Annotated in this window: 20 protein-coding genes and 1 tRNA gene; 9 read left to right on the top strand and 12 right to left on the bottom strand. The window is 39.4% G+C overall.

From position 1 onward, the window contains the following. Nucleotides 1-33: 33 nt before the first annotated feature. Complete coding sequence (locus QQS39_RS17495) at nucleotides 34-1,425, bottom strand: uracil-xanthine permease family protein (protein WP_099075995.1); 1,392 nt, start codon at nucleotides 1,423-1,425, stop codon at nucleotides 34-36. Nucleotides 1,426-1,666: 241 nt separating this feature from the next. Between QQS39_RS17495 and gltS the strand changes: the two genes are divergently transcribed. Then, nucleotides 1,667-2,884, top strand: coding sequence for a sodium/glutamate symporter (gene gltS / locus QQS39_RS17490; protein WP_285805054.1), 1,218 nt, complete (start codon nucleotides 1,667-1,669; stop codon nucleotides 2,882-2,884). A gap of 163 nt (nucleotides 2,885-3,047) precedes the next feature. On the opposite strand, the gene recG is transcribed toward gltS, so the two are convergent. The 6 genes from recG to QQS39_RS17460 form a co-directional block, all read right to left on the bottom strand. Further along, nucleotides 3,048-5,135 carry an ATP-dependent DNA helicase RecG gene (gene recG, locus QQS39_RS17485; RefSeq protein WP_285805053.1) on the bottom strand — a complete coding sequence of 696 codons (2,088 nt, stop codon included), beginning with the start codon at nucleotides 5,133-5,135 and terminating at the stop codon, nucleotides 3,048-3,050. A 4-nt stretch (nucleotides 5,136-5,139) separates the two neighbouring features. After that, nucleotides 5,140-5,862, bottom strand: a complete 723-nt coding sequence (gene trmH / locus QQS39_RS17480) for a tRNA (guanosine(18)-2'-O)-methyltransferase TrmH (protein ID WP_285805052.1) — start codon at nucleotides 5,860-5,862, stop codon at nucleotides 5,140-5,142. Nucleotides 5,863-5,864: 2 nt separating this feature from the next. Continuing rightward, the gene (spoT, locus tag QQS39_RS17475) at nucleotides 5,865-7,991 is read right to left on the bottom strand and encodes a bifunctional GTP diphosphokinase/guanosine-3',5'-bis pyrophosphate 3'-pyrophosphohydrolase (RefSeq protein WP_285805051.1); all 2,127 of its coding nucleotides are present in this window, start codon (nucleotides 7,989-7,991) and stop codon (nucleotides 5,865-5,867) included. A 29-nt stretch (nucleotides 7,992-8,020) separates the two neighbouring features. Then, nucleotides 8,021-8,296: a DNA-directed RNA polymerase subunit omega gene (gene rpoZ, locus QQS39_RS17470; protein ID WP_006534607.1), complete on the bottom strand. Its 276-nt coding sequence runs from the start codon at nucleotides 8,294-8,296 to the stop codon at nucleotides 8,021-8,023. A 54-nt stretch (nucleotides 8,297-8,350) separates the two neighbouring features. Beyond that, nucleotides 8,351-8,974, bottom strand: coding sequence for a guanylate kinase (gmk, locus tag QQS39_RS17465; protein WP_023583250.1), 624 nt, complete (start codon nucleotides 8,972-8,974; stop codon nucleotides 8,351-8,353). A gap of 305 nt (nucleotides 8,975-9,279) precedes the next feature. Next, the gene (locus QQS39_RS17460; RefSeq protein ID WP_006534609.1) at nucleotides 9,280-9,897 is read right to left on the bottom strand and encodes a trimeric intracellular cation channel family protein; all 618 of its coding nucleotides are present in this window, start codon (nucleotides 9,895-9,897) and stop codon (nucleotides 9,280-9,282) included. A gap of 136 nt (nucleotides 9,898-10,033) precedes the next feature. Here QQS39_RS17460 and QQS39_RS17455 point away from each other — a divergent pair, with 136 nt between their 5' ends. Beyond that, the gene (locus QQS39_RS17455; protein ID WP_151436336.1) at nucleotides 10,034-11,320 is read left to right on the top strand and encodes a YidR family protein; all 1,287 of its coding nucleotides are present in this window, start codon (nucleotides 10,034-10,036) and stop codon (nucleotides 11,318-11,320) included. A 78-nt stretch (nucleotides 11,321-11,398) separates the two neighbouring features. On the opposite strand, the gene QQS39_RS17450 is transcribed toward QQS39_RS17455, so the two are convergent. Then, nucleotides 11,399-12,385, bottom strand: a complete 987-nt coding sequence (locus QQS39_RS17450; protein WP_198626306.1) for a DNA cytosine methyltransferase — start codon at nucleotides 12,383-12,385, stop codon at nucleotides 11,399-11,401. 93 nt (nucleotides 12,386-12,478) lie between these two features. Between QQS39_RS17450 and QQS39_RS17445 the strand changes: the two genes are divergently transcribed. Continuing rightward, nucleotides 12,479-13,297 (top strand): hypothetical protein, encoded by an 819-nt coding sequence (locus tag QQS39_RS17445; protein ID WP_285805050.1) that lies wholly within the window; start codon nucleotides 12,479-12,481, stop codon nucleotides 13,295-13,297. Nucleotides 13,298-13,386: 89 nt separating this feature from the next. Here the strand turns inward: QQS39_RS17445 and glyS are convergent, their stop codons facing one another. After that, entirely contained in the window at nucleotides 13,387-15,459 is a 2,073-nt protein-coding gene (glyS, locus tag QQS39_RS17440; RefSeq protein ID WP_285805049.1) for a glycine--tRNA ligase subunit beta, read from the bottom strand. Between the two features lie 9 nt (nucleotides 15,460-15,468). Beyond that, entirely contained in the window at nucleotides 15,469-16,374 is a 906-nt protein-coding gene (gene glyQ, locus QQS39_RS17435) for a glycine--tRNA ligase subunit alpha (RefSeq protein WP_151436331.1), read from the bottom strand. 237 nt (nucleotides 16,375-16,611) lie between these two features. On the opposite strand from glyQ, the gene QQS39_RS17430 reads away from it, so the two are divergent. Both QQS39_RS17430 and QQS39_RS17425 read left to right on the top strand, forming a co-directional pair. Beyond that, nucleotides 16,612-17,196 (top strand): DNA-3-methyladenine glycosylase I, encoded by a 585-nt coding sequence (locus tag QQS39_RS17430; RefSeq protein WP_151436330.1) that lies wholly within the window; start codon nucleotides 16,612-16,614, stop codon nucleotides 17,194-17,196. Nucleotides 17,197-17,366: 170 nt separating this feature from the next. Continuing rightward, a complete protein-coding gene (locus QQS39_RS17425) occupies nucleotides 17,367-18,626 on the top strand; it encodes a valine--pyruvate transaminase (RefSeq protein ID WP_151436329.1) in 1,260 nt (419 codons plus the stop codon). A gap of 265 nt (nucleotides 18,627-18,891) precedes the next feature. On the opposite strand, the gene QQS39_RS17420 is transcribed toward QQS39_RS17425, so the two are convergent. Then, nucleotides 18,892-20,550 carry a putative transporter gene (locus QQS39_RS17420; RefSeq protein ID WP_285805048.1) on the bottom strand — a complete coding sequence of 553 codons (1,659 nt, stop codon included), beginning with the start codon at nucleotides 20,548-20,550 and terminating at the stop codon, nucleotides 18,892-18,894. 390 nt (nucleotides 20,551-20,940) lie between these two features. Between QQS39_RS17420 and QQS39_RS17415 the strand changes: the two genes are divergently transcribed. Further along, the gene (locus QQS39_RS17415) at nucleotides 20,941-21,276 is read left to right on the top strand and encodes a YceK/YidQ family lipoprotein (protein ID WP_151436327.1); all 336 of its coding nucleotides are present in this window, start codon (nucleotides 20,941-20,943) and stop codon (nucleotides 21,274-21,276) included. 60 nt (nucleotides 21,277-21,336) lie between these two features. Here the strand turns inward: QQS39_RS17415 and QQS39_RS17410 are convergent, their stop codons facing one another. Continuing rightward, a complete protein-coding gene (locus QQS39_RS17410; protein WP_151436326.1) occupies nucleotides 21,337-21,642 on the bottom strand; it encodes a DUF5339 family protein in 306 nt (101 codons plus the stop codon). 298 nt (nucleotides 21,643-21,940) lie between these two features. Between QQS39_RS17410 and QQS39_RS17405 the strand changes: the two genes are divergently transcribed. From QQS39_RS17405 to dppB, 3 genes are all read left to right on the top strand, one after another. After that, a tRNA-Pro gene (locus QQS39_RS17405) sits at nucleotides 21,941-22,017 on the top strand. Nucleotides 22,018-22,880: 863 nt separating this feature from the next. Continuing rightward, nucleotides 22,881-24,488, top strand: coding sequence for a dipeptide ABC transporter periplasmic-binding protein DppA (gene dppA, locus QQS39_RS17400; RefSeq protein ID WP_151436325.1), 1,608 nt, complete (start codon nucleotides 22,881-22,883; stop codon nucleotides 24,486-24,488). 166 nt (nucleotides 24,489-24,654) lie between these two features. Continuing rightward, complete coding sequence (gene dppB / locus QQS39_RS17395) at nucleotides 24,655-25,674, top strand: dipeptide ABC transporter permease DppB (protein ID WP_285805047.1); 1,020 nt, start codon at nucleotides 24,655-24,657, stop codon at nucleotides 25,672-25,674. Nucleotides 25,675-25,680: the final 6 nt, after the last annotated feature.

The following is a 25,680-nucleotide window of genomic DNA, read 5'->3' as shown; positions in this document are numbered from 1 at the left end:
ATAGCGCTTTATTATTCTGTTACGACTTAATGATTATTTTTCTGGTGGAAAAATCAGGTTTAAAATAATGGCGGTTAAACCCCCCGCAGCAATACCGGATGAGAGCAATGTTTTTAGCCAATCCGGTGCAAATTGCAAGATTTGAGGTTGTTGTGAAACGCCCAATCCAACTGCAAGTGAAATCGCAAGGATCATGATAGCTCGGCGGTTTAGAGCTTCTTTGGAAACAATGCGTACACCAGATGCCGCTATTGTACCAAACATAACTAATGTGGCTCCGCCTAGTACTGGCTCAGGAATTCTTTGCACAAATTCTGCAACGAACGGAAATAAGCCTAAAATAACGAGCATTGCGGCAACAACATAACCTACATAGCGACTAGCAACACCCGTTAATTGGATCACACCATTATTTTGACCAAAGCAAGAGTTTGGAAAGGTATTGAAAAATGCCGAAACCATGGAGTTAATCCCATTAGCCAATACACCTCCTTTAATACGTTTCATATATAAAGGGCCGCTGACGGGTTGCTCTGAAACATCTGAAGTTGCTGTAATATCCCCGATGGTTTCTAGTGAGGTGATCATAAATACCAGCATTAAAGGAATAAGCAAATGCCAATCAAATGACAGCCCATAATAAAATGGCTCAGGAATAGTCATAAACGGTGTTTCTTGATGTTCTGCTGGCGTGGGTAACATATCTAAAGCCCAAGCAAGAACATAACCCACCGCCATTGCAATGACCAAGGAAGCAACACGTAAATAAGGATTTTTTTGTCGATTAAGTAAGATAATAACGATAAGAACAGAGCCAGCTAATAACAAGTTTTGTGGTGAACCAAAGGTATTATTTTCGATGGCGGCATAACCGCCACCAATAGAGGTTAATCCAACTTGAATTAAAGAGAGGCCGATTATCATTACTACAACACCTGAAACCAACGGTGTAATAATTCGTCTTGCTAAGTGAAGTACACGAGAAAGAATGATTTCAGTTAATGAGGCAACCATTAATGTGCCAAAAAGGGCTGCCATCATTGTTGGAATATCGGCTCCACCATTTTTAAGTGCTAATCCCCCCATAATGAGCGGAGCAACAAAGTTAAAGCTGGTTCCTTGGATTGATAATAATCCTGAACCTATCGGTCCCCATGCCCGAATTTGAATAAGAGAAGCAATGCCTGATGCAAATAAAGACATGCTGATAATACGTTGAGTATCGTGTGCAGGTAATCCTAATGCTTGGCAAATGAGGATCGCAGGCGTGATAACTGCAACAAACATGGCTAAAAGATGTTGGCAAGCAGCAAACAGTGTTTGTGGTAATGGCGGCTTCTCTTCTAAAGCAAAAAGAAGTTCGCTATTTTTTTTAATTGAAACATCACTATTTTTAGGCAAATTTTGATTTTCTGAAGTAACCATGGTGTGAATTTCTTATTCGACAAAAACGGTATTTTAATGATCTACGCCACAAAAGCAATCGTTTGCGTAAAAATGATGTTATCAAAATGCATAAGAGGCGCTCACATTTTTATATGTTTTAACTTGTGTTTGCCGCCGTTTTTTTTTCTAATCGGGGATACCTGCTTTTGGCGTTGTTTATGGATGAACTTAGCGTCGTAGTATTTTTATATAAAATTAACAAATAAGACGGGGTACATAAATGTATCATCTTGATGTTTATGGCACGCTGGTTGCGGCCACTTTGGTTCTTTTGATCGGTCGTAAGCTAGTGAAATCTGTTCCTTTTTTAGAACGGTATACGATCCCAGAACCCGTTGCAGGTGGGCTACTTGTTGCAGTTCTTCTATTAGCATTCAAATCTTTTATGGACTGGGAAGTTAGTTTTGATCTCTCATTAAAAGATCCATTAATGCTGGCATTCTTTGCAACAATTGGTTTAAACGCAAACCTCGCAAGCTTAAAAGCGGGAGGAAAAGCGCTTTTTATTTTCATCTTTGTTGTTGTTGGGCTGTTGTTAGTACAAAACACAGTCGGTATTGCATTAGCAGAAATGTTAGGTCTTGATCCATTAATGGGATTACTTGCTGGCTCGATTACATTATCGGGTGGTCATGGTACAGGGGCTGCTTGGGGTAAAACCTTTGTCGAAAGTTACGGTTTTATGAGCGCGTCTGAAGTGGCGATGGCTTGTGCTACTTTTGGTTTAGTTTTAGGTGGATTGATTGGTGGCCCAGTTGCACGCTACTTAATCAAAAATATCCCAACGCCGGGGTTAGGCGCTGATGATCATGAAATGCCAACCGCATTTGAGAAGCCGACAACAGGCCGAATGATCACTTCAATGGTTTTATTAGAAACTATTGCGATGATCGCTATCTGCTTAATGGCGGGTACGTTCCTTTCTCAACTGTTAGAAGGCACAGCATTCGCACTACCGACCTTTGTGTGTGTTCTGTTTATTGGTGTTATTTTAAGTAATAGCCTTTCAATGCTTGGATTCTACCGTGTTTTTGATAGAGCGGTGTCCGTCTTAGGTAACGTGAGTTTATCGTTATTCTTAGCGATGGCATTAATGAGCTTGAAATTATGGGAGCTGGCGTCACTGGCGATACCAATGTTGGTTATCCTTGGTGTTCAAGCGGGTGTAATGGCACTGTATGCAATTTTTGTGACTTTCCGTGTCATGGGTAAAAACTACGATGCCGCAATTTTAGCTGCAGGTCACTGTGGTTTTGGTTTAGGTGCTACGCCAACGGCGATTGCGAATATGCAAGCGGTAACAGACCGTTTTGGACCGTCTCATCTTGCGTTCTTAGTCGTACCTATGGTCGGTGCATTCTTTATTGATATTGTGAATGCAATAGTGATTAAACTGTATCTGATGCTACCGTTTTTTACGCCTATCGTTGTAGGGTAGTTTGGTGGCTATAAATTAAAATAGCTTCAAAAAACGTTAAAGAGCACCTCAATGTTGAATATTGGCATTGAGGTGTTTTTCTATGTGGTATCTCATTTACGAATATTTCGAGATCAACCCAAAGCGAGTTTAAACGCATGCTAAGCCATGCAAAACAGTAACCTTAAGCTTGGCTATATTGTGTCTTAGCGGGTAGCCAGCGTTCGATTAAGGCTTGAGAATGCTTAGGGTAGTGTTGATGCAGGTAACGAGCGATACGCTGAACTTCAGGAATAAGTCCTTGGTCGCGTAACAAATCAGCGACTTTAAATTGTGCATTACCCGTTTGCTTAGTGCCTAAAAGCTCACCGGGGCCACGGATTTCGAGATCTTTTTGTGCAATCACAAAACCGTCATTGCTATCTCTTAATACTTGCAATCGCAAACGTGCTGTTTGTGTAAGTGGTGTTTTATATAACAAGACACAATGAGAGGCGATAGCACCTCGGCCTACACGTCCACGTAATTGGTGTAACTGTGCGAGTCCCAGTCGTTCTGGGTTATCGATGATCATTAAACTTGCATTAGGTACATCAACGCCGACTTCAATCACTGTTGTCGCAACTAAAAGTTGAAGCTCATTTTCTTTAAATGCTGCCATTACTGCCTGTTTTTCTGCGGGTTTCATTCGCCCGTGTACCAATCCCACTTTGATTTCAGGTAGTGCAATTGTAAGTTCATCATAGATAACTTCAGCCGCTTGCGCTTCCAGAACATCAGAATCTTCAATTAAGGTACATACCCAATAGGCTTGTCGCTTTTCTTCTGTGCAAGACAGCCTGATGCGTTCAATAATGTCATTACGGCGAGTATCAGGGATAGCGACAGTGGTAACAGGTGTACGCCCTGGCGGTAATTCGTCGATGATAGAGGTGTCCATATCAGCGTAGGCTGTCATCGCTAATGTTCGAGGGATCGGTGTTGCTGTCATCACCAATTGATGAGGATGAAAGCCTTGCTCTTCACCCTTTTTCCATAAGGCGAGGCGTTGATGCACACCAAATCGGTGTTGTTCATCAATAATCACTAAGGCTAGAGAGTGAAATTTAACTTGTTCTTGGAAAATAGCATGCGTTCCAATAATGATTGATACTTCACCATTTGCAATGGCATTTTGCTGTGTTTCGCGCGCTTTTCCTTTCTGTTTTCCTGCTAACCAACCCACTTGGATGCCAAAAGGCTCAAACCATTTTTTAAAGGTTAATGCATGTTGCTCTGCTAACAATTCTGTTGGTGCCATTAACGCCACTTGCTTGCCATTAGCAATGGCACGCAGCGCACTTAGCGCTGCCACTAAAGTTTTACCTGAACCAACATCCCCTTGGATCAATCGCATCATCGGATACTCTTTTTCTAAATCTGTTTCTATCTCATTGACGACACGTTGTTGTGCATTTGTGGGTGTAAAAGGGAGCGATGCGAGAAATTGCTGACGTAATGTTGACGTATTTGGCATAAACAATGGCTCTGCACGATAAGATTGTGCGCCAGCTCTTGCATTGAGCATACCTAAATTGTGGGCGAGTAACTCTTCAATAATGAGTCTTTTTTGTGCCGGGTGCTGCCCTTTTTCAAGCTCTGCAAAAGCGATATCAGGCGGAGGATTATGCAGCGTACGTAATGCGGTGGCTAGTGGGGGCAATCCGTGAATAAACTGATCGGGTAATAATTCGTTAATAGCACAGGTATCAAGTAATTCTAACGCTTGCTCTATTAATTTACGTAGTGATGTTTGGCGTAAGCCTTCTGTTGTTGAATAAATGGGAGTAAGCGTTTCTTGCAGTTTAACTTCCGAGCCTGCAACCTTGATTTTGTATTCAGGGTGAATAATTTCTGGACCACGGCTTCCCCGTTTAACTTCGCCATAAGCAGTGACTTGTTTACCTTGAGCAAGGTTGTTTTTCATTGCGGCTGTAAAGTTAAAAAAGCGAAGTGTCAAAATGCCAGAGCCGTCAGAAATTTGGCAGGTCATCATTTTACGCCGGCCAAAACTGACTTCAGTCCTTAATATTTCGCCAGAAACAGTGGCAGGGATGCCGGGAAGTAAATCGCTGATAGCATAGAGGTGCGTTTGATCTTCATAACGCAAAGGAAGGTGGAGCAACAAATCCTCAATAGTCACAAGCCCTATTTTTGCCAGCTTGTCTGCCTGACTTGCACCTACGCCGTGAAGAGTGGTTAAGGGGATTGCATCAAGCAGTTTTCCTTTCATGGGATCAATACTCCGTCTTTTTTAATTTCCTAAGTTGTTTTTGCGTCATTTGCATTTCTGCCCACCATGACTCAGGTGCTTCAATCTCACCACTGCCATTAATATAAGGGCGAGGTAGTCCTTTTCGACGAGAAACTTCTGCCAATACTGGGTATCCACCTTCAAAGAGAAGAATTTGTTGTTCTTCTTCCGTTAAGGTGCTTTCTGTTCGATTATACATACCCGCAGCCTGACGTTGGCGTTGTGCTTCATATAAAATTAGCGCACTGGCGACAGAAACATTTAGGGATTGTACCATTCCCATCATCGGCACAATAATATCTTGATCTGCAAGCGCGATAGCATCTTGTGAGATCCCCGTTTTTTCTTGTCCCATAATAATACAAGTCGGGCGTGTGTAATCAATCTCACGGAAATCCACTGCTTTATCTGAGAGATGAGTCGCAAGAACTTGCATACCTTGGGCGCGAAAGGCGCTAATGGCATTTGTAATAGTAGGATGAGTCTCTACATTGACCCAACTGTTACTTCCTGCTGCGGGGGAAACTAACATCCGCATTTTTTCTTCAGGCCAAATCGCATGAATTTTAGGGATACCCACAGCATCCGCTGTTCTTATAACCGCAGCAACATTATGGGATTTATGCACTTCTTCAAGGCAAACAGTAAGATCAGGCTGCCGCATCGCCATCATTTGGCAGATGCGGGCATATCGAATTGAATTCATGACTAGTTTTTATTACGGCTAACGCGCAGAACGTCTGGCATGATGCGAAGTTTACGCATGATATTGGCTAATTGAATTCTGTCTTTCGCGGTTAAGCGAATAAAAGCACAATATACGCGACCATCTTTCTCTTCTGTATTCATACTTTGAATACTTGAATTTGCATCATTAATAGCTGCGGTTAAGTTTGCTAAAGCGCCTTGGTGGTTAATCATATCAACTTTAATTTCAGTGATGAAATCGCTGTTGATCTCTTTATCCCACTCGACAGGCATGAATTTTTCAGGCTCTTTTTGGTAACCACGAATATTACGACAAGATTCATGGTGAATAACCAAACCTTTACCCGGGCTAATATGTGCAATGATAGGATCACCCGGAATAGGGCGACAACATTTGGCGAAGGAGATCAATACGCCATCAGCACCTTTAATTGGGAGTTTAGGTGTTTCATCATTAGCTGTGTCTGTTTGTGCGTTCTCATCTTGATTTTGACTATCAATCAATAAATTACGCGCAACAACAACGCTCATTGTATTACCTAAACCAATTTCAGCCATTAAGTCGTCGATTGAATGAAGCTTCATACGCTTCAATTCGCGCTCAATATTTTCAGCTGAAATATCAGCAAGCTTGTGCTCACCTAATGCGTGATTGAGTAAACGACGACCTAAATTAACAGAGTCTTCACGTTTTAGGTTTTTCAGCAGTTGTCGAATTTTAGAGCGCGCTCTTGAACTGACGACAAAGTTTAGCCAAGCTGCATTCGGTCTTGCACCCGGAGCAGTAATAATCTCAACGGTTTGCCCTGTGCGTAGCGATTGTGAAAGTGGGTAAGGTTGTCTATCAACCCTTGCACCGACACAGGCATGACCGATATCTGTGTGTACGGCATAAGCAAAATCGACAGGGGTAGCACCTGTTGGTAATTCAACAATGCGCCCTTCTGGCGTGAAAACGTAGATTTCATCAGGAAAGAGATCTGATTTTACGTTCTCAATAAATTCAAATGAGCTACCCGCGCTTTGTTGCAATTCAAGTAAACTTTGCATCCAGCGTTGCGCTCTAACTTGTGCCGTTGTGCCCGGTTGTTCACCTTGCTCTTTATAAGCCCAATGTGCAGCAACCCCCATTTCTGCCATTTGATCCATATCTTCAGTACGAATTTGTACTTCAACGGGCACTCCATGAGGGCCAATGAGTGAGGTATGAAGAGATTGATAGCCGTTGGCTTTGGGGATTGCAATATAGTCTTTAACTCGACCGGGGCGAGGCTTATAAAGACTGTGCATTTGACCTAAAACGCGATAACAGGTATCGACTTCTTTCACGATAACGCGAAAGGCGTAAATATCCATAATCGAGTGAAAACGTTGCTCTTTTAACAACATTTTCCGATAGATAGAGTAAAGGTGTTTTTCGCGACCGTTCACTTTGCATTCGATATGCGCTTCTGTCAGGCGACCTTCAATTTCAGAGAGGATTTTATTAATCATCTCTTTACGGTTACCCCGAGCTGCTTTAACGACTTCTTTGATTACACGGTAGCGATTAGGATGTAGCGCCTCGAAACCCAGCTCTTCAAGCTCTGTTTTGATATGGTGTATACCTAAACGGTGTGCAAGAGGGCTGTAAATTTCGAGTGTTTCGCGAGCAATACGGCGACGTTTATCTGGGCGTAATGATCCCAGTGTGCGCATATTGTGAGTTCGGTCTGCCAGCTTGATCAAAATGACGCGGATATCTTTTACCATCGCCATAATCATCTTACGGAAGTTTTCAGCCTGAGCCTCTTTTTTGTCTCTAAACTTCAATTTATCAAGTTTAGACACTCCTTCAACAAGATCGGCAACCGTACTACCAAAGAGGCTTTCGATATCTTGGAAGGTTGCAGGTGTATCTTCGATAACATCATGCAACAGCGCCGCCATCAGCGTTTGGTGGTCTAATCGCATATCTGCAAGAATACACGCAACCGCAACAGGGTGAGTAATATAAGGCTCACCACTTGAACGAGTTTGCCCCTCGTGGGCATTTCGGGCGACGATAAAGGCTTTTTTAAGTTGTTCGACTTGCTCCGATGGCAAGTATTTTTGAACGATTTGATTCAGGCTTTCAAACAGGTACAAGGCAGACCTACCCCTATTTTATAAAACGATTAACGACGACCTTCCGCAATCGCTGAAACAGCCTGTAACTCTGCTGCTTCTTGCTCTTGCTGCTCTTGACGTTCACGAGCATCAAGAATTTTACCGTTAATCAGGCCTTCTTCGATTTCACGTAGCGCGACAACAGTCATTTTATCATTTTCTTCTGGAACTAAAGGATCTTTAGCGCCAACTTGTAACTGACGCGCACGACGTGCTGCGACCAGAACGAGGTCAAAACGGTTACCAATTTTCTCTACAGCGTCTTGAACGGTTACGCGTGCCATATTTGTGTTACTCCACCATTAACGAAATGACTGGGCATAATACTGAAAGTTAACTCAGTCTGCCAATAATTTGCTGATTAAATCACCATGTCGTAGCGTTTGACGATCAAGGCGTAATTTTTCTGAGCGAATAATTGATTGTAAATCAGCAAGCGCAGTATTGAAATCATCATTAATCAGCAAATAATCATACTCATTAAAATGTTCCATTTCCGATACAGCTTGTGACATACGTTTTGTAATCACTTCTTCGCTATCTTGCCCACGTCCACGAAGTCGGCGGTAAAGCTCTTCTTTTGACGGTGGCAGAATAAAAATACTGCGAGCTTCAGGCATCGCTTTGCGCACTTGCTGTGCGCCTTGCCAGTCAATATCTAAAAAGACATCGACACCACTGGCTAAGATTTCTTTGATAACTTTACCGGATGTTCCGTAATAGTTACCAAAAACACAAGCATGTTCGAGGAAATCCCCACTGTCTATCATGCTTTTAAATTCTTCTTCAGTAACAAAGAAGTAATGTTCACCATGGTTCTCTCCCGGTCGCATTGGGCGGGTTGTATGAGAGACAGAAACCTGTGTGTCATATAAAGGCTGTGTTTTTAACAGCGCTTGAATAAGACTTGATTTACCCGCACCGCTTGGAGCGGAAACAATATAAAGTGTTCCTTGGATCATGATGACTTTCTGAATTTGACTGGAGAATTAAGTATAAATACATGTTTAGGGAGCAAATCCCCCATATAGTATACACATACAATGAATGACATACAGTGCCCATGTTTAATACAGGGCTATTTTTTTCTTATTACATTCTATTTTCTTAATATAGAAACAAGAGAAAAATTAAAGTATGTCAATATTAACATACAATTAAAGGCTCAGTGATAGGAATTACCTTTTATCACGATAGCGAAAAGAGATTATATTTTGAGATACCCCACAGAATCAAAAAGAACCGCTGTCGTTAAAACAGCGATTCGTTAATCTTGATTCTCGTAATTAAAGACAGGCAAGCCCAATTTATAACGAATAGCGAGAAGTCGAGCGGTTAACCCAGCAATTAGGGTAATGATGATAATGACGTCTCTTGGTAATGGTGTATAAAACAGTAATCCCATATAAAGCCACGCAGCACCAAAAGCGATACCGGCATAAATTTCTTTTTGGAAAACCAGAGGAATGGTATTACAAAGCATATCTCTTAATACACCACCAAAAGCACCTGTAATCACCGCGGCAATAGCAGCAATAATGGGACCATATTCCATATCGAGTGCGATTTGTGCGCCGATAATAGAGAAAACCATTAGGCCGATGGCATCTAGGATAAGAAAGAGCCGCTGTAGGTGCTTCATCATAGGAGCAACCCACATAGTAATAACAGCAGCACATGCAACAGTGACGATATATTCGGGGTGTTTGACCCAACCTAGCGGGTAATGGCCGAGTAGAATGTCTCTGACAGAGCCACCACCAATAGCTGTTGCAGAGGCGATAATAATTACGCCAAAAACATCCATTTTACGACGGCCAGCAGCAAGCGCACCCGTCATGGCTTCTGCAGTAATACCAATAATATAGAGAACACTAAGTAACATGATTTTCTAATTTTCTGACTATTTAGTGAGGATAGAGTAATTACCTTGCGAAAAAGTCTCGACTGAATTTTTTTAGTGCCAGGTAGAATTAATTAGTTTTTATAATGTGGAAATTTATTTCCCGATAAGGATAAATATGTCTTTTCAGGAACACCAGATTACGTTTGATAGCCGTCATCATCAGCTAACTAATATAAATGTTTGGACACCAGATAGCCAGTGGTTAGTCTATGATGTACGTCCCAATGGGGGATCTTTTACAGGTTTAACCATAGAAAAAATTCATGCGAAAACAAAACAGCAACAGATAATTTACACAGCAACACAAGGGGCACATGCAGGTGTTGTGACCGTAAGCCCAACAGAGCCTGTGCGTTATGCATTTATTCATGGGCCAGAAAATCCAGATAATGAATGGCATTATGACTTTCATCATCGTCGTGGTGTGATTGTTGATGAGTCAGAAAACAATCGTGCATTTAATATTGATGCGTGTTCATTGACTTCACCTTATCAAGCGGGTGCATTACGTGGCGGCACGCATGTTCATGTCTTTAGCCCTGACGGTACTCGTTTAAGCTTTACTTATAATGATCATATTATGCACGAATTAGGGAGCGAATATGATCAACGTAATGTGGCTGTTGCTGTACCTCTTAAAGCGGTTAATGTCACTAAGAAACATCCTCGTGAATATGATGGTGAATACTTCTGTACCGTGATAAGCCAAACCGTGGCGCATCCACAAAAGGGAAGCGACGAAATTAATAAAGCTTATGAAGAGTGTTGGATTGGTACCCAAGGTTATACAAAGGCTGATGGTTCACAACAACGCTGGGCTATTGCATTTATCGGCGATACTGTGAGTGAAAAGGGCGATAAAGTTTCTGATATTTTCTTAGTGGATTTACCTGATGATAATCACGCTTTTAGCATTGAAGGTGATAAACCATTAGCAGGAACTGATACAACAATGCCAGCAGTGGCTAAAGGGGTTCATCAAGTTCGCCTAACAAATACAGCAAATAGAAAATATGCAGGTGTTTTAAATCAGCCTCGTCACTGGTTAAGAAGCTCTCCACAAGGCGATGCGATTGCTTTTTTAATGAAAGATGATAACGGTATTGTGCAGTTATATACCGTATCGCCAAGTACGAAAGCAATAAAGCAAGTCACCTCGCAAGATTGGGATATTCAGTCAGCCTTTACATGGAATAGTAACGGACAATATCTCACCTTTATTTGTGATAATAGCGTGATGTTATGTAATGTGAAAACGGGTGAGTTAACTCGATTAACAGAAAAAACAGCACAAGCACCAAGTAGTGACGCTGTCGTATTCTCTCCAGATGACCACTATATTGCATTTATGCGTGATGTTGAGGGTTATCGCCAGATATTTACAGTAGAGACTGGGTTGTAGTTTTTAATAAAAAGGGTATCTAAATCATGGGATACCCTTACACTATAATAAAAGAATCTTTAATAAATTACTTCTGAATCAGAATATTTGTTCTTTGATTGAAGTTGCTATAATTTTAGCAAACTCTACAGGAACTGCATTGCCTACCATTTTATAACCATTATCTAGTGTAGTATAACTAAATATGAAATCATCAGGGAAAGTTTGAACCCTTGCACATTCACGAATAGACATTCGCCTATATAAATCTTTTTTTTCTGGAACAAATTCAAATTTATCTTTTGCTATTTTTATCATTTTAGGGGCATTTGGGTGTATGGGGGCATGCCTTCCACCTGCCTGTATAGTGAATGATTGTTCATCCCAACCTCTCACTCTATTCCTAGATAAAAAGATAGATGAAAAATCGCCAGTCATATATTCATGATTTGGGTACTGTATCTCTGGATTCTTCTTATTTTTATCTATAGCAGCTACTGCATTATCTTTTAGATCAAAAATGGCATCTTTTAATGTTAGTTTATTCTTTACTGCTTCTGGAAATATGAATTCTTTGTTGATTGAGTGATGTAATCCAACAATAATCAGTCTTTTTCTATCTTGAGGCACATTATAATCACTAGCATTTAGAAGCCTGTATGTGACGTTGTAGCCAGCTAATGAGAATTCGTTTAATATGTTAGACAATGCTATGCTATGCTTCGCATGTAAAATCCCTGATACATTTTCAGCAAGAAAAAACTTAGGTTGCTTGGCTTTTAAAAGGCGAATGTACTCATGAAATAATTGTCCTCTTTCATCATTGATCCCTCTACGAGCTCCTGCTTCAGACCAGCTTTGGCATGGTGGTCCTCCAATAAATCCATCAACATCTGGTATATCGTTAGGTTCAACTTTAGTTATGGAACGTTTATCGAGTAAACATTTTGGAAAGTTGATTTCATGTGTTTCCCAAATATTTTTATCGAATTCATTTGACCAAGCTAAATCAAAGCCAGCTAATTGGAAGCCGAGATCAAGACCTCCTGCACCTGAAAATAAAGTTGCTAATTTAATTTTACTCATACTCAATCCGCCTTGTGTTCATCTTTTTTATTATCACATGCTAAAAAGAAAAAGGCCAATTTATTTTTAATTCAAAAACAAGTGGATAGAATAATGTCGGAAAAAACAGATAAATTTGAAGATGATATTGTTAGTCAAATTAATACGGGGGATAAACTGCCATTAAAAATTCCTAAATGGTTAACTGATATTGGTGTTATCAGTGGATCTACTGTTAGGGAGGCTAAGAGGTTAGGTTCTCTTGGAGAAAAAACAGATATTCTAATTACTTTTGAAACAGGGGCACCAATTAAAATTTCAGCAAAACTTAGTAGTGCTGATTATTTTGGTAATTGGTATTCACATAAAAGAATTATTTCAGAATTTGGTATTGATGCGTTTTATAAGTTAACTCAACATTGTACTAAGTGGGCCAATAGTTGGGTTAAACAACCTAGTGCATCTTTTTTTATTGGTGTTAGTGTTTGTTTTGGTAAAAGGACTGGACAAACAGGGGAAGAATTCACATCTGTTTTTAGTTATGAAGACATAAAAAAAATTGTTGCTGGAGATGGTTCTGGAGATGGAGTAGCCAACTGTCTGTTAGTTAGCGATGATGTGCCAAACAGTTTAGTTGATTTGATCAGTAAAATTAGACCAATAGATCAACATACCTTAATGGATATTAGTAGTAACTTTAAGGTTATATATCGACCTATCAATACGCAAACCGAGAGAAGTAATCGAGGAAAGTGTATATATGCTCAGTATATTCCAAATCAAAAGTTGCCTGAGTTAACTAGTGTCTTGAATATACAACAAATAAGGGAGTTAGGGCAGTTTTGTGAAGTTGAACCAAATAGCTTAAATCATAATAATTTAGCTAAATTACTTAAATCACAGTTCAATATAGATATACCATTAAAAAAATAACTAATCTATTGTTCATATCCATCCATAAAGCTATAAAAAAACCGGCATTGCTTTCACAATGCCGGTTTACGTATTTTGAGCTTTACAACTTATTGTAAAATAGAAATATCCGCGATTTTTAAGAACAATTCACGCAATTGACTTAACATGGTTAAACGGTTGATACGAACTGCTTCGTCCTCATCCATTACCATGACTTTATCAAAGAAGTTATTGACTACATCACGTAATGAAGCCAGCTCAACTAATGCTTCTTGGTATTTACGTTCTGCAAATAATGGTGCTAATTTATCTTGTAATACAGAAAGATTAGCCGCTAATTGAACTTCTTCTGGTGCTTTTAAGACGGAAGCTAAAACAGTGTCATTCAGTTTTACGTTAGCCGATTTCGCTAAGATATTAGAAACACGTTTATTGGCTTCTGCTAATGCAGAGGCTTCTTCTAATGTACGGAAATAAGTTACCGCTTTAACGCGAGCATTGAAGTCAGCAGGTTGTGTTGGGCGACGTGCTAATACAGCTTGAATCGTATCAATGCTGTAACCTAATTCTTGATACCAAGAACGGAAACGACCTAACATAAATTCAACCACATCACTGACGACATTTTTATTAGTCAGTTTGTCACCGTAAAGGCGAACCGCTTCTTGTGTCAGCTCTTCAATATCTAACGGTAAATCTTGCTCAACGATAATACGTAAAACACCCAGTGATGCACGACGCAGAGCAAACGGATCTTTATCCCCTTTAGGATGTTGACCAATACCGAAAATACCCGCGAGCGTATCCATTTTCTCTGCAATAGCGAGGGCGCTAGCAACAGGATTAGAAGGTAATTCATCTCCTGCGAAACGAGGCTGATATTGTTCTTTCAATGCAACAGCGACTTCTTCGGCTTCACCATCATGACGCGCATAATGCATACCCATAACACCTTGGGTATCTGTGAATTCGAACACCATGTTGGTCATTAAGTCACATTTTGACAGTAAACCTGCACGGGTTGCTTTATTAACATCAGCACCCATTTTGCCAGCAATAAAGCCAGCTAATGCTTGAATACGGTCAGTTTTATCACGCAGTGTACCTAAATCTTTCTGGAATAATACGGTTTCAAGGCGTGGTAAGTTGTCTTCTAAACGTTGTTTACGGTCAGTTTTGAAGAAAAACTCAGCATCAGCTAAACGAGGACGTACCACTTTTTCGTTACCGCTAATGATCTGTTGTGGATCAGAAGATTCAATATTAGTGACGAAAATAAAGTTAGGTAACAATTTGCCTTGCTTGTCATAAACAGGGAAGTATTTTTGGTCACCTTTCATGGTATAAACCAGCGCTTCAGCAGGAACTTCAAGGAATTTTTCCTCAAATTTTGCTGTTAACACAACTGGCCATTCAACCAATGAAGTGACTTCTTCGACTAAGCTATCGCTTAAATCTGCGATACCACCAAGTTTTTCAGCCGCAAGACGAGCATCATGAAGAATAATTGATTTACGCGTTTCGTAATCAGCAATCACTTTTCCGCGCTCATAAAGAATTTCAGGATACTGATCTGCATTATCAATAGTGAATTCAGCTTCACCCATAAAGCGGTGACCACGAATGATGCGATCGCTTTGGATACCTAAAATTTCACCATCAATAACAGTATCACCTAATAATAAGGTGACAGTATGAACTGGGCGTACAAAGTGAGTTTCTTTATCACCCCAGCGCATTAATTTTGGAATTGGTAATTTTGATAATGCATTGCTTACCATGCCAATCAGTAATTGGTTAACGGCTTCACCTTTTACTTCTGCACGATAAAATAACCATTCGCCTTTATCTGTTGATAAACGCTCTGCTTGATCAACAGTAATGCCATTACCTCTTGCCCAACCTTCAGCCGCTTTGGTTGGTTTACCTTCAGCGTCAAATGCTTGAGCAATCGCAGGACCCCGTTTTTCAATGGTTCTATCTGCTTGTGATTTTGCCATATTAGCGACTTTAATCGCTAAACGGCGAGGTGCTGCAAACCAAGATACATCACCATGAGTGATGTTTGCGTTATCCAGTTCAGCAGTAAAATTAGCAGCAAAAGATTCGGCTAAAGAACGAAGCGCTTTCGGCGGTAATTCTTCTGTGCCGATTTCCACGAGGAAAGTCTCAGTTGTCATGATAGCCTCTTACTTTTTACACATAGGGAAACCAAGCGCTTCACGAGAAGCATAATATGCTTCAGCAACCGCTTTGGTTAAAGTACGGATACGTAAAATATAACGCTGACGCTCTGTCACAGAGATAGCTTTACGTGCATCCAATAAGTTAAAGGTGTGTCCTGCTTTTAAAATACGTTCATAGGCAGGTAAAGGCAGAGGTTTTTCTAACTCTAACAACTCACGAGCTTCTTTTTCATATTGCTCAAAGCAAGAGAACAGGAAGTCTACGTCTGCGTATTCAAAGTTATAGGTTGATTGCTCAACTTCGTTTTGATGATAGATATCGCCATAGGTGGTTTTACCTAATGGGCCATCACACCAAACTAAGTCATAAACGCTATCAACACCTTGAATATACATGGCAAGACGTTCTAAACCGTAAGTGATCTCACCAGTAACAGGTTTACACTCTAATCCACCTACTTGTTGGAAATAGGTAAACTGCGTCACTTCCATGCCGTTGAGCCAAACTTCCCAGCCTAAGCCCCAAGCACCTAAAGTTGGGTTTTCCCAGTTATCTTCCACAAAACGAATGTCATGGATTGTTGGATCTAAACCTAATTCTCTTAAGGAGCCAAGATACAGTTCCTGAATATTATCAGGTGATGGCTTAATGATAACTTGGAATTGGTAATAGTGCTGTAAGCGGTTAGGGTTTTCACCGTAACGCCCATCTGTTGGACGACGAGAAGGTTGTACATAAGCCGCAGCAATAGGCTCTGGCCCTAATGCTCGTAAACAAGTCATTGGGTGGGATGTGCCTGCACCCACTTCCATATCTAATGGTTGGACAATGGTACAGCCCTGGCTAGCCCAGTAATCCTGCAGTGTCAGGATAAGACCTTGAAAGGTTTTGGTATCAAACTTTTGCATGTTATATCCGCATGGCGATACATAGAATAAAAAGAAAGGTTTCAGTATACCTTCTAGACGAAAGATATACAGCAAGGAATGCGGGCAAATTTCCCTCGATCAAAAAAATAATTCCTCAATTGAGTTTATGACTATGCTCAAAGAATTAGATTGAATTTTTTTTCGCCTATTTACATGTATATTTATACAGTATATAAGTGGTGCTATTGAAAGTTATTGATAACAAGGAATTAGAGAATGAGTAAACAGCGTTGCGATTGGGTCACTAATGATCCTGAATATCTGGCATATCACGATAATGAATGGGGAAAACCGGAACGAGATAAATACAAGCTTTTCGAAATGATTTGCCTTGAAGGTCAGCAAGCCGGGCTATCTTGGTATACGGTTCTTAAAAAAAGAGAAGGCTATCGTCGCTGTTTTTTAGGCTTTTCACCCGAAAAAATTGCCAAAATGACAGAGAAAGATGTCGAAACTCTATTACAAGATCCCGCTATTATTCGTCATCAAGGAAAAATTAACGCCATTATTAATAACGCACGTATTTTTATGGCAATGGAAGAACAAGGTGAAGATTTTAGTCAGTTTATTTGGCAATTTGTTGGCAATAAACCCATTGTTAATCAGTGGAATGATATATCCCAAGTACCTGCATCCACTGAAATCTCAGATAAAATGGCAAAAATGTTAAAGAAAAAAGGCTTTAAATTTGTAGGCACAACAACTTGCTACGCTTTTATGCAAGCGGTTGGTATGGTAAATGACCATATTCTCTCTTGCTTTTGTCGCCAGGGAGAGAGTGAAAACACCAATAAAAAGTAAAATATGCGTTGAGTTATCTTTAAAATAAGAAACTATTAGTTTTATATTTCAATATTTAAATCTGTATTAATATTACTATTTTATCATTTCGATTATAACTATTGATGCAGATTAAAGCTCGCGGTATGGTATTTCTTAACGAGAAAGCAACATAGAAGATACCTGCAAAGATGACTCAATTATCACAATTCGGGCAAAAATTTGCTCAACATTCAGGCATTGCTCGCTTGATGCAAGATTTAAATGAAGGTTTACGCACTCATGGCGCTGTGATGCTTGGGGGCGGAAATCCTGCCCATATCCCTGAAATGGATAACTATTTTCGCCAATTACTTAAAGAGATGACAGAAAATGGCTCATTAAGTGATGCGGTTTGTAACTACGATGGCCCGCAAGGTAAAGATGCCATGTTACAAGCGTTAGCGGCATGTTTAAAAGAAAAGCTAGGCTGGAATATTTCGGCGAAAAATATTGCATTAACTAATGGCAGCCAAAGCGCCTTTTTCTATCTGTTTAATTTATTAGGTGGCACAACCAAGGATGGCAAAAAACGTAAAATTCTTTTCCCCATTGCCCCTGAATACATTGGTTATACAGATTCTGGATTAGAAGAAGATCTCTTTGTTGCGAATAAGCCAACTATAGAAATGTTGCCAAATGGGCAATTCAAATACCATGTTGATTTTGCTCATCTTGAAATTGGTGATGATATTGCAGCTATTTGTGTTTCAAGACCAACAAATCCAACGGGTAATGTGATTACCGATGATGAAGTTGAAAAACTAGAGGTTTTAGCTAAACGGCACAATATTCCTCTGATTATCGATAATGCTTATGGTGTTCCTTTTCCGGGGATTATTTTTACTCAAGCAACACCTCGTTGGAATGGCAACACAATCCTTTGTATGAGCCTATCTAAGTTAGGCTTACCGGGTGCACGTTGTGGCATTATTATCGCCAATGAAGAGCTGATTTCAGCCATTACAAATGTTAACAGCATTATTAGCCTCGCACCCGGTGGAATAGGGCCAGCAATGGCATTAGAAATGCTAAAACGCGATGATTTAATGCGATTATCTCAAGATGTGATAGGACCTTTCTATCATCAACGAGTACTTGAGACTATTCATATTATTCGCCGCTATTTACCTGAAGACCGTTGTCTTATTCATAAGCCTGAAGGTGCAATCTTTTTATGGCTTTGGTTTAAAGATTTACCTGTTTCTTGTGAAGAACTTTATCGTCGTTTGAAAAAACGGGGTGTATTAATGGTGCCGGGACATTACTTCTTTCCAGGATTAGAAGATTCATGGGATCACGCTCATCAATGTATGCGAATGAATTACGTACCGGAGCCTGAATTGATTGAGAAAGGAATAAAAATTCTGGCTGAAGAAATCGAGAATATCTATCAGCCAGTGAATATCTAATAAAAATGCCCCTTCAGCGAGAAGAAGGGGCAAAGACAATAACGAGGACTTTTGAGCATAAGTTTGACGGAAAGAAATTGATTACTAAAAATTTAGCAATCCGTCTCAATCTAAATTTCTTAGCACGAGAACTATTAAAACAGATATTTATAAAATCTATGGCTTAAATAGGAGCCATTCATTGCCTTAATTATCCCTCTGCTAAGCCAAATGTGGATTTTGATAACAAATTTGGTTCAACTATTTAATATATTTATTATTTTTACTACAAAGTCCATATAATAAGTGCCATTAATTGTGGTGTTATGATGCGTAAAAACATCGCTAAAGGGTAAACTGTGGCATAGGAAAGCGCGGCAGCCCCACTTGAGCTATGAATTGAGTTTGCGAAGGCTAATGCAGGGGGATCGGTCATAGAGCCAGCTAACATTCCGCAGAGGCTTAAATAATTAAGTTTAAAGAAGACTCTGGCGATCACACCGACAATGAATAACGGTAATAACGTAATTAAAATACCGTAGCCAATCCAACTCAAGCCTTGACCATTAATTAATGTTTCAACAAATTCACCGCCAGAGTTTAACCCTACCACCGCAAGAAACATGACAATACCCAGTTCTCGCAATGCTAAGTTCGCACTTGGAGGCATAAACCAATAGAGTTTACCCAAGGTACCAATACGCCCTAAAATTAAGGCAACAACAAGGGGACCTCCTGCCAACCCCAGTTTAAGTGCTACAGGAATACCGGGAATAAAAATAGGAATAGAGCCAAGTAAAACCCCTAAGCCGATACCAATAAACACAGGGAGCATTTGAACTTGTTCTAATTTCTGACGAGCATTACCTAACAGGACTGTAATGGCTTCAATAGATTCTGGGCGTCCAACGACATTAAGAATATCCCCGAATTGCAACATACTATTATTGCTTGGAATAAGTTCGATACCTGCGCGATTCAATCGAGTCACTACAACATCGTATTTTCTTTTCAGATCCAAATCTTTTAAACGTTTACTGAGTACAGAATCATTCGTGACAACGACCCGCACTGATTGCAGCAAATTTGTTGATGTTGAAAGTGAAGCATCGACCTCTTCACCAAGTACTAGCCGTACTTTATTGAGATCTTCTTTTGAACCGACAATATGCAGTAAATCTCCCAACTGAATAATCGTTGATGGCATCGGGACCATAATGTTATCTCCACGCTTTAAACGGGAGCAGACGATGGCATCTTCATTGAGCAGAGGAATATCTTGCATTAATAAGCCATCTAAATTGGGGTTTTTAATCGCAATATTAATGGTGTGTAGTGCATCTTTAGTGCTGTGTTGTTGATTGCTAAAAGCTTTTGCTTCTTCATCAATGTTGATTTTAAAGAACACCCGAATAAGCCACATTACTAGCAGAATGCCACAAATCCCCATAGGATAAGCCATGGCATAGCCCATTCCCATTTGCCCTACCGATGTTGGGTCAACATGCAGATCTGTCAGTATTTGTTGTCCTGCACCTAAAGAAGGGGTGTTGGTAACAGCACCTGAGAAAATACCCAAAATAATAGGCAAAGGAACATCAAATAGACGATAAATAGACGCGGTTATGATTGAGCCAAGAAGAATAATTAATATGGCAAAAGCGTTTAGTTTTAAGCCCGAAACACGTAATGAGGAAAAAAAACCAGGGCCGACTTGGATACCAATAGTATAAACGAAAAGAATAAGTCCAAATTCTTGAATAAAATGAAGGGTTTGTGCATTAAGAGAGAAGTTATAGTGCTGAGCAAAGTGGCCAATAATAATTCCACCAAAAAGAACACCGCCTATCCCTAGGCTGACTCGATAAATTTTGATATTGCCAATCCAAAGACCTAGAGCGCCTGCTAATGACAACATCACCATTGTTAATGCAATATCACTCATAAAAAAGATCCTGTACCCAAAAATAAAAATGAGAAAATTTGAGCTAAAACGATAAACCTATTTTGGCAAAGAATAATGAAAGTCGCTGTGTCTTATCGCACAGATTCAACATATATAGAGATCAAAAAAACAAGAAAGATAAATATAGCGTTAAAGCGTTTATTTAAAATAATGAAGGTTGAATTTTAATATCATGTAAACATAATAGTTAATAATATTATTATGTTTTTTTTAATTAGATAAAGTGAAACTTTCTCACTCTAGAATTATTTATTTACTGACTGAAAAATTAAGCTTTTTTATATCATCTTTCTCTTGTCCTGTAAGAGAAAACAGGTTTAACTATATGATAAAAAGCGTTGACTACGGATCTCGTTTTATAGGTGCCTTATGATATTCAGAACGACAAGTAAAAATTTAACATTAGTCACATTTTTGACGACATTATTGACCGGTTGCTCAAGTGTTATGACTCATGCAGGCCCGAATAAAGAACTTTATTCAGGCACAAAAAATAATATGACCATGCTAAAAGATGATGAAACTGGCTGGGCAATGAAGCCATTGGTTGTTCTTGATCTTCCTTTTAGTGCCGTATTAGATACGTTATTATTACCTTATGATTATTATACTCAGAGTGATGATAAAAGTGATAATTCACCTAAAGAGCGTATAAAAAGATTGGAAAGCACCACTGTGAATAATAATCATGAAAATAAGAATTAATATCAAGTTAATGACTAAATAATAAAAATAAATAAGTAATTATATTTAGTCATTATCTGTTTATTTATTTAGCGCTGTTTCTTCTTTAGGGCCAAACATTTTATTCAAGCTATTAAGCTCTTGCATTTCCTTGTCACATATTACTTTTTGTTCTGCCAAAGGCGCTGTCATTATCTGCTTTTTGCTTTGCTCGAAGTTAGCCTTAATCTCCGGCATATTATGTTTTAGATCTTCTCTTTGAGAAATGTAATGAATAAATCTATCCGCTTCTTTAAAGTACACTCGGCAAGCATGAGCTGTAGATGCTTGAGCTGGAAGTGTGATTGACAATAAAAGTAATGCGACACCCCACCAACATTGTTTCATTCTCTAAACTACCTACCTTATTCGACATAATGTAATTATATAAAAAGTACACTAATTAAACGATAATAATTAAGAATAAATTTGTTATTTTTTTTCATGTTTTATGGATAACGTAAAGAAAGCCATAGTAAAACGAAGAAAGAGAGGGGAGCTTGTTACAATAACGCTAAAATTCACCTCTTTTTTATGATAAAAAGTTAAAAATCAACCGTTTTGATTGAAAACCATACGAACAGTCAGGAGATACTAAAAAAGTATTGACGGAGTGGGTTTCTGGCAGTAAGATGCACCTCGTTTTCGGCGAGTAGCGCAGCCTGGTAGCGCAACTGGTTTGGGACCAGTGGGTCGGAGGTTCGAATCCTCTCTCGCCGACCATATTAAGAAACCCCGCTTTTAAAGCGGGGTTTTGTCGTTTTAGCGTTACCAAAACACCTTGTGCTTATTTTTTGATTTCGCCATAAAGGGTGTTTCCTCTCGATCATCTTACTTCTATCTCATCTCTATCTTGCATTCCAAATTTCCATTCTGGTCAGAAACAGAGGACCATGGAAATATTTTCCAAATTAAGAGAAATATTGGCTAGAAATGGCTTTGGATTTATCCAGCTCAATAAAGTTGTTTTATCCTTAAATGATTTTATAAAAGCCTTATTAATAATCTAAAGAAACCGCTCAGTTTTTTGTTCAACTCTCTTTTTATTGAGGATGGAACGTCTGAGAATGTTGAACGAACATAAATTTTTCACTATAAAAGCATGAAAATCATTAATAACAGACTGAATCTAATCGGCTTATCTAGTTAAGTGATTTGTTAAGAGCTAAAGATTGATACTTTTCACTCTATTTGTCTGATTAAAACTAAAATCAGGATCCTCTAGCAAGGTAATTATTTTTCTTCCATAACAGAATAAAGCACCAAGTTCTTTGTTTCATTTCAAAATATTCGTTCAATATTTAAGCGGTTAATCACAAATTATGGCTTTTTTTAAAACAGTCATTTCACTTAAGGATTTCTTAATGTGTGGTTTTATTGACTAGATTTTGGTCAGAGACTTATTTTTTTATTCTGTGTTTGTTCGATATTCGTTTCATTTGTGTTTATAACTTGTTCTTTTTACCTTCTAACACCTTATTGACGTAAGGGAATACAGTTGGTTAATTGAACAATGACAAAATAAAAAGGTATTCCGTTTTTAAATAGGAAACCAAAACACAACAGAACAATTTCGGAGAGTAATGATGAAAAGCTCCAAAAAACAGACAGGAATTTTGACCGCGACTATTGGATTGCTCGCACTCGCTGTTTCTGCGGGTGTACAGGCGAAAACATTGGTGTATTGCTCTGAAGGTTCACCTGAAGGATTTAACCCTCAGTTATTTACCTCTGGAACAACTTATGATGCAAGTTCAGTGCCTATCTATGACCGTTTAGTTGAATTTAAACTGGGTACAACAGAAATTATTCCGGGATTAGCTGAAAGCTGGGATGTAAGCGATGATGGCAAAGTGTATACCTTCCATTTACGTAAAGGCGTGAATTGGCATAGCAGTAAAACCTTTAAGCCAACGCGTGAATTTAATGCGGATGACGTGATGTATACGTTTATGCGTCAGATGGACCCCAAACATCCTTACCATAAAGTCTCTGGCGGAAGTTATGAATACTTCTCTGGTATGGATATGAACAACATGATCGAGAAAATCGAGAAAGTTGATGATCATACTGTTCGTTTTGTTTTAACTCGCTCAGAAGCACCTTTTATTGCTGATATGGCAATGGACTTTGCATCCATATTATCTGCTGAATATGCGGATAATATGATGAAAGCAGGTACACCTGAGAAAGTGGATCTCGATCCTATCGGCACAGGACCTTTTCAATTACAGCAATATCAAAAAGATTCTCGTATTCTTTATAAAGCCAACGACCAATATTGGGGTAAAAAACCAGATATTGACCGTTTAGTCTTCTCTATTACACCTGATGCCTCTGTACGATATGCAAAACTGCAAAAAGGTGAGTGTCAGGCAATGCCTTTCCCTAATCCTGCTGATATTGCGAAGATGAAACAAAATAGCGATATCAATCTGTTAGAACAACCAGGCTTAAATGTGGGTTATATCTCTTTTAACGTTGAGAAAAAACCACTGGATAACCAAAAAGTTCGCCAAGCATTAAGTATGGCGGTAAATAAAGACGCCATTATTGAAGCGGTTTATCAAGGTGCAGGTCAGAAGGCGAAAAACCTCATTCCTCCTACAATGTGGGGTTATAACGATGATGTCGTCGATTATGAATATAATCCTGAAAAAGCGAAAGCACTGCTAAAAGAAGCTGGTCTTGCAGATGGTTTTACTATCGATTTATGGGCAATGCCAGTACAGCGTCCTTATAATCCAAATGCCCGCCGTATGGCTGAAATGATACAAGCGGATTGGGAAAAAATTGGCGTTAAAACCAAAATTGTAAGTTACGAGTGGGGCGAATATCTCAAGCGTGCTAAATCTGGCGAACACCAAGCAGTCATGATGGGTTGGACTGGTGATAACGGGGACCCAGATAACTTCTTCGCTACGCTATTTAGTTGTGCAGCAAAAGAGCAAGGATCGAACTATTCAAAATGGTGCTATAAGCCATTTGAAGATCTGATCCAGCCTGCACGAGTTGCCGCCGATCATGAAAAGCGTGTTGAACTTTACAAACAAGCTCAAGTTGTTATGCATGATCAAGCACCTGCTCTGATTATTGCTCACTCGACTGTTTATGAGCCAGTGAGTAAAAAAGTAGAAAACTATGTGGTTGATCCATTAGGCAAACATCACTTCGAGAATGTCTCTCTTAAATAATAGCAATACCTAATCGTTGGGTTGCTTTAAGTACGGTGTCTTTTTTATAAAAGACACCGTTATTCAATAATAACGAATACATTCAGTACACTGTGAGCGCAGGGGACTTTCTCCCCTGATTTATCAGCGCTATCTTTTAGCTGATGTTTGAAAAGAGAATTAGGATATGCTGCAATTTATCCTTCAACGTTTGGGACTTGTGATCCCTACGTTTATCGGAATTACATTACTGACGTTTATTTTCGTTCATCTTATTCCCGGTGATCCGGTAATGATTATGGCGGGTGAGCGTGGACTCTCTCCAGAGCGACATGCCTATTTAATGGCTGAGTTGGGGCTGGATAAGCCTTTATGGCAACAATATATCAATTACCTAAATGGCATTTTACATGGTGATTTAGGTATCTCATTAAAAAGCCGCGTTCCTGTATGGGATGAATTTTTACCTCGCTTTAAAGCCACTTTAGAACTTGGCGTTTGCGCCATGATTTTTGCGGTTTCGGTTGGGATCCCTGTTGGCGTTTTGGCTGCGGTAAAACGTGGTTCTATCTTTGATCATACGGCAATTAGTGTGTCATTAGCGGGCTATTCCATGCCAATCTTCTGGTGGGGAATTATGCTTATCATGTTAGTGTCTGTGAAATTAGACTTAACTCCTGTATCAGGGCGTCTGGCTGATAGTGTCTTTTTAGATGACAGTAATCCACTCACTGGATTTATGCTTATTGATACGTTTGTTTGGGGTGAGGAAGGGGATTTCTTAGATGCAGTTCATCACATCATTTTACCTGCCATTGTATTAGGAACCATTCCTTTAGCTGTTATCGTGCGTATGACGCGTTCTTCGATGCTTGAAGTATTAGGCGAAGATTATATTCGTACTGCTAGAGCAAAAGGTTTAAGCCGTGCTCGCGTTATTCTTATCCACGCATTACGCAATGCAATGTTACCTGTTGTCACCGTTATTGGATTACAAGTTGGAACAATGCTGGCGGGTGCAATCTTAACTGAAACTATTTTCTCATGGCCGGGATTAGGACGCTGGTTGATTGATGCCTTACAACGACGCGATTATCCCGTTGTTCAGGGTGGTGTGCTCTTAATTGCAACGATGATTATCTTTGTCAATCTGTTGGTTGATGTTCTTTATGGCATTGTGAATCCTCGTATTCGCCATAAAAAATAAGGAATG

Source organism: Proteus appendicitidis, assembly GCF_030271835.1.
Taxonomy (GTDB): Bacteria; Pseudomonadota; Gammaproteobacteria; order Enterobacterales; family Enterobacteriaceae; genus Proteus; species Proteus appendicitidis.
Note: the sequence above shows the minus strand (reverse complement) of the source record. Positions and strands in the feature narration are given on the sequence as shown.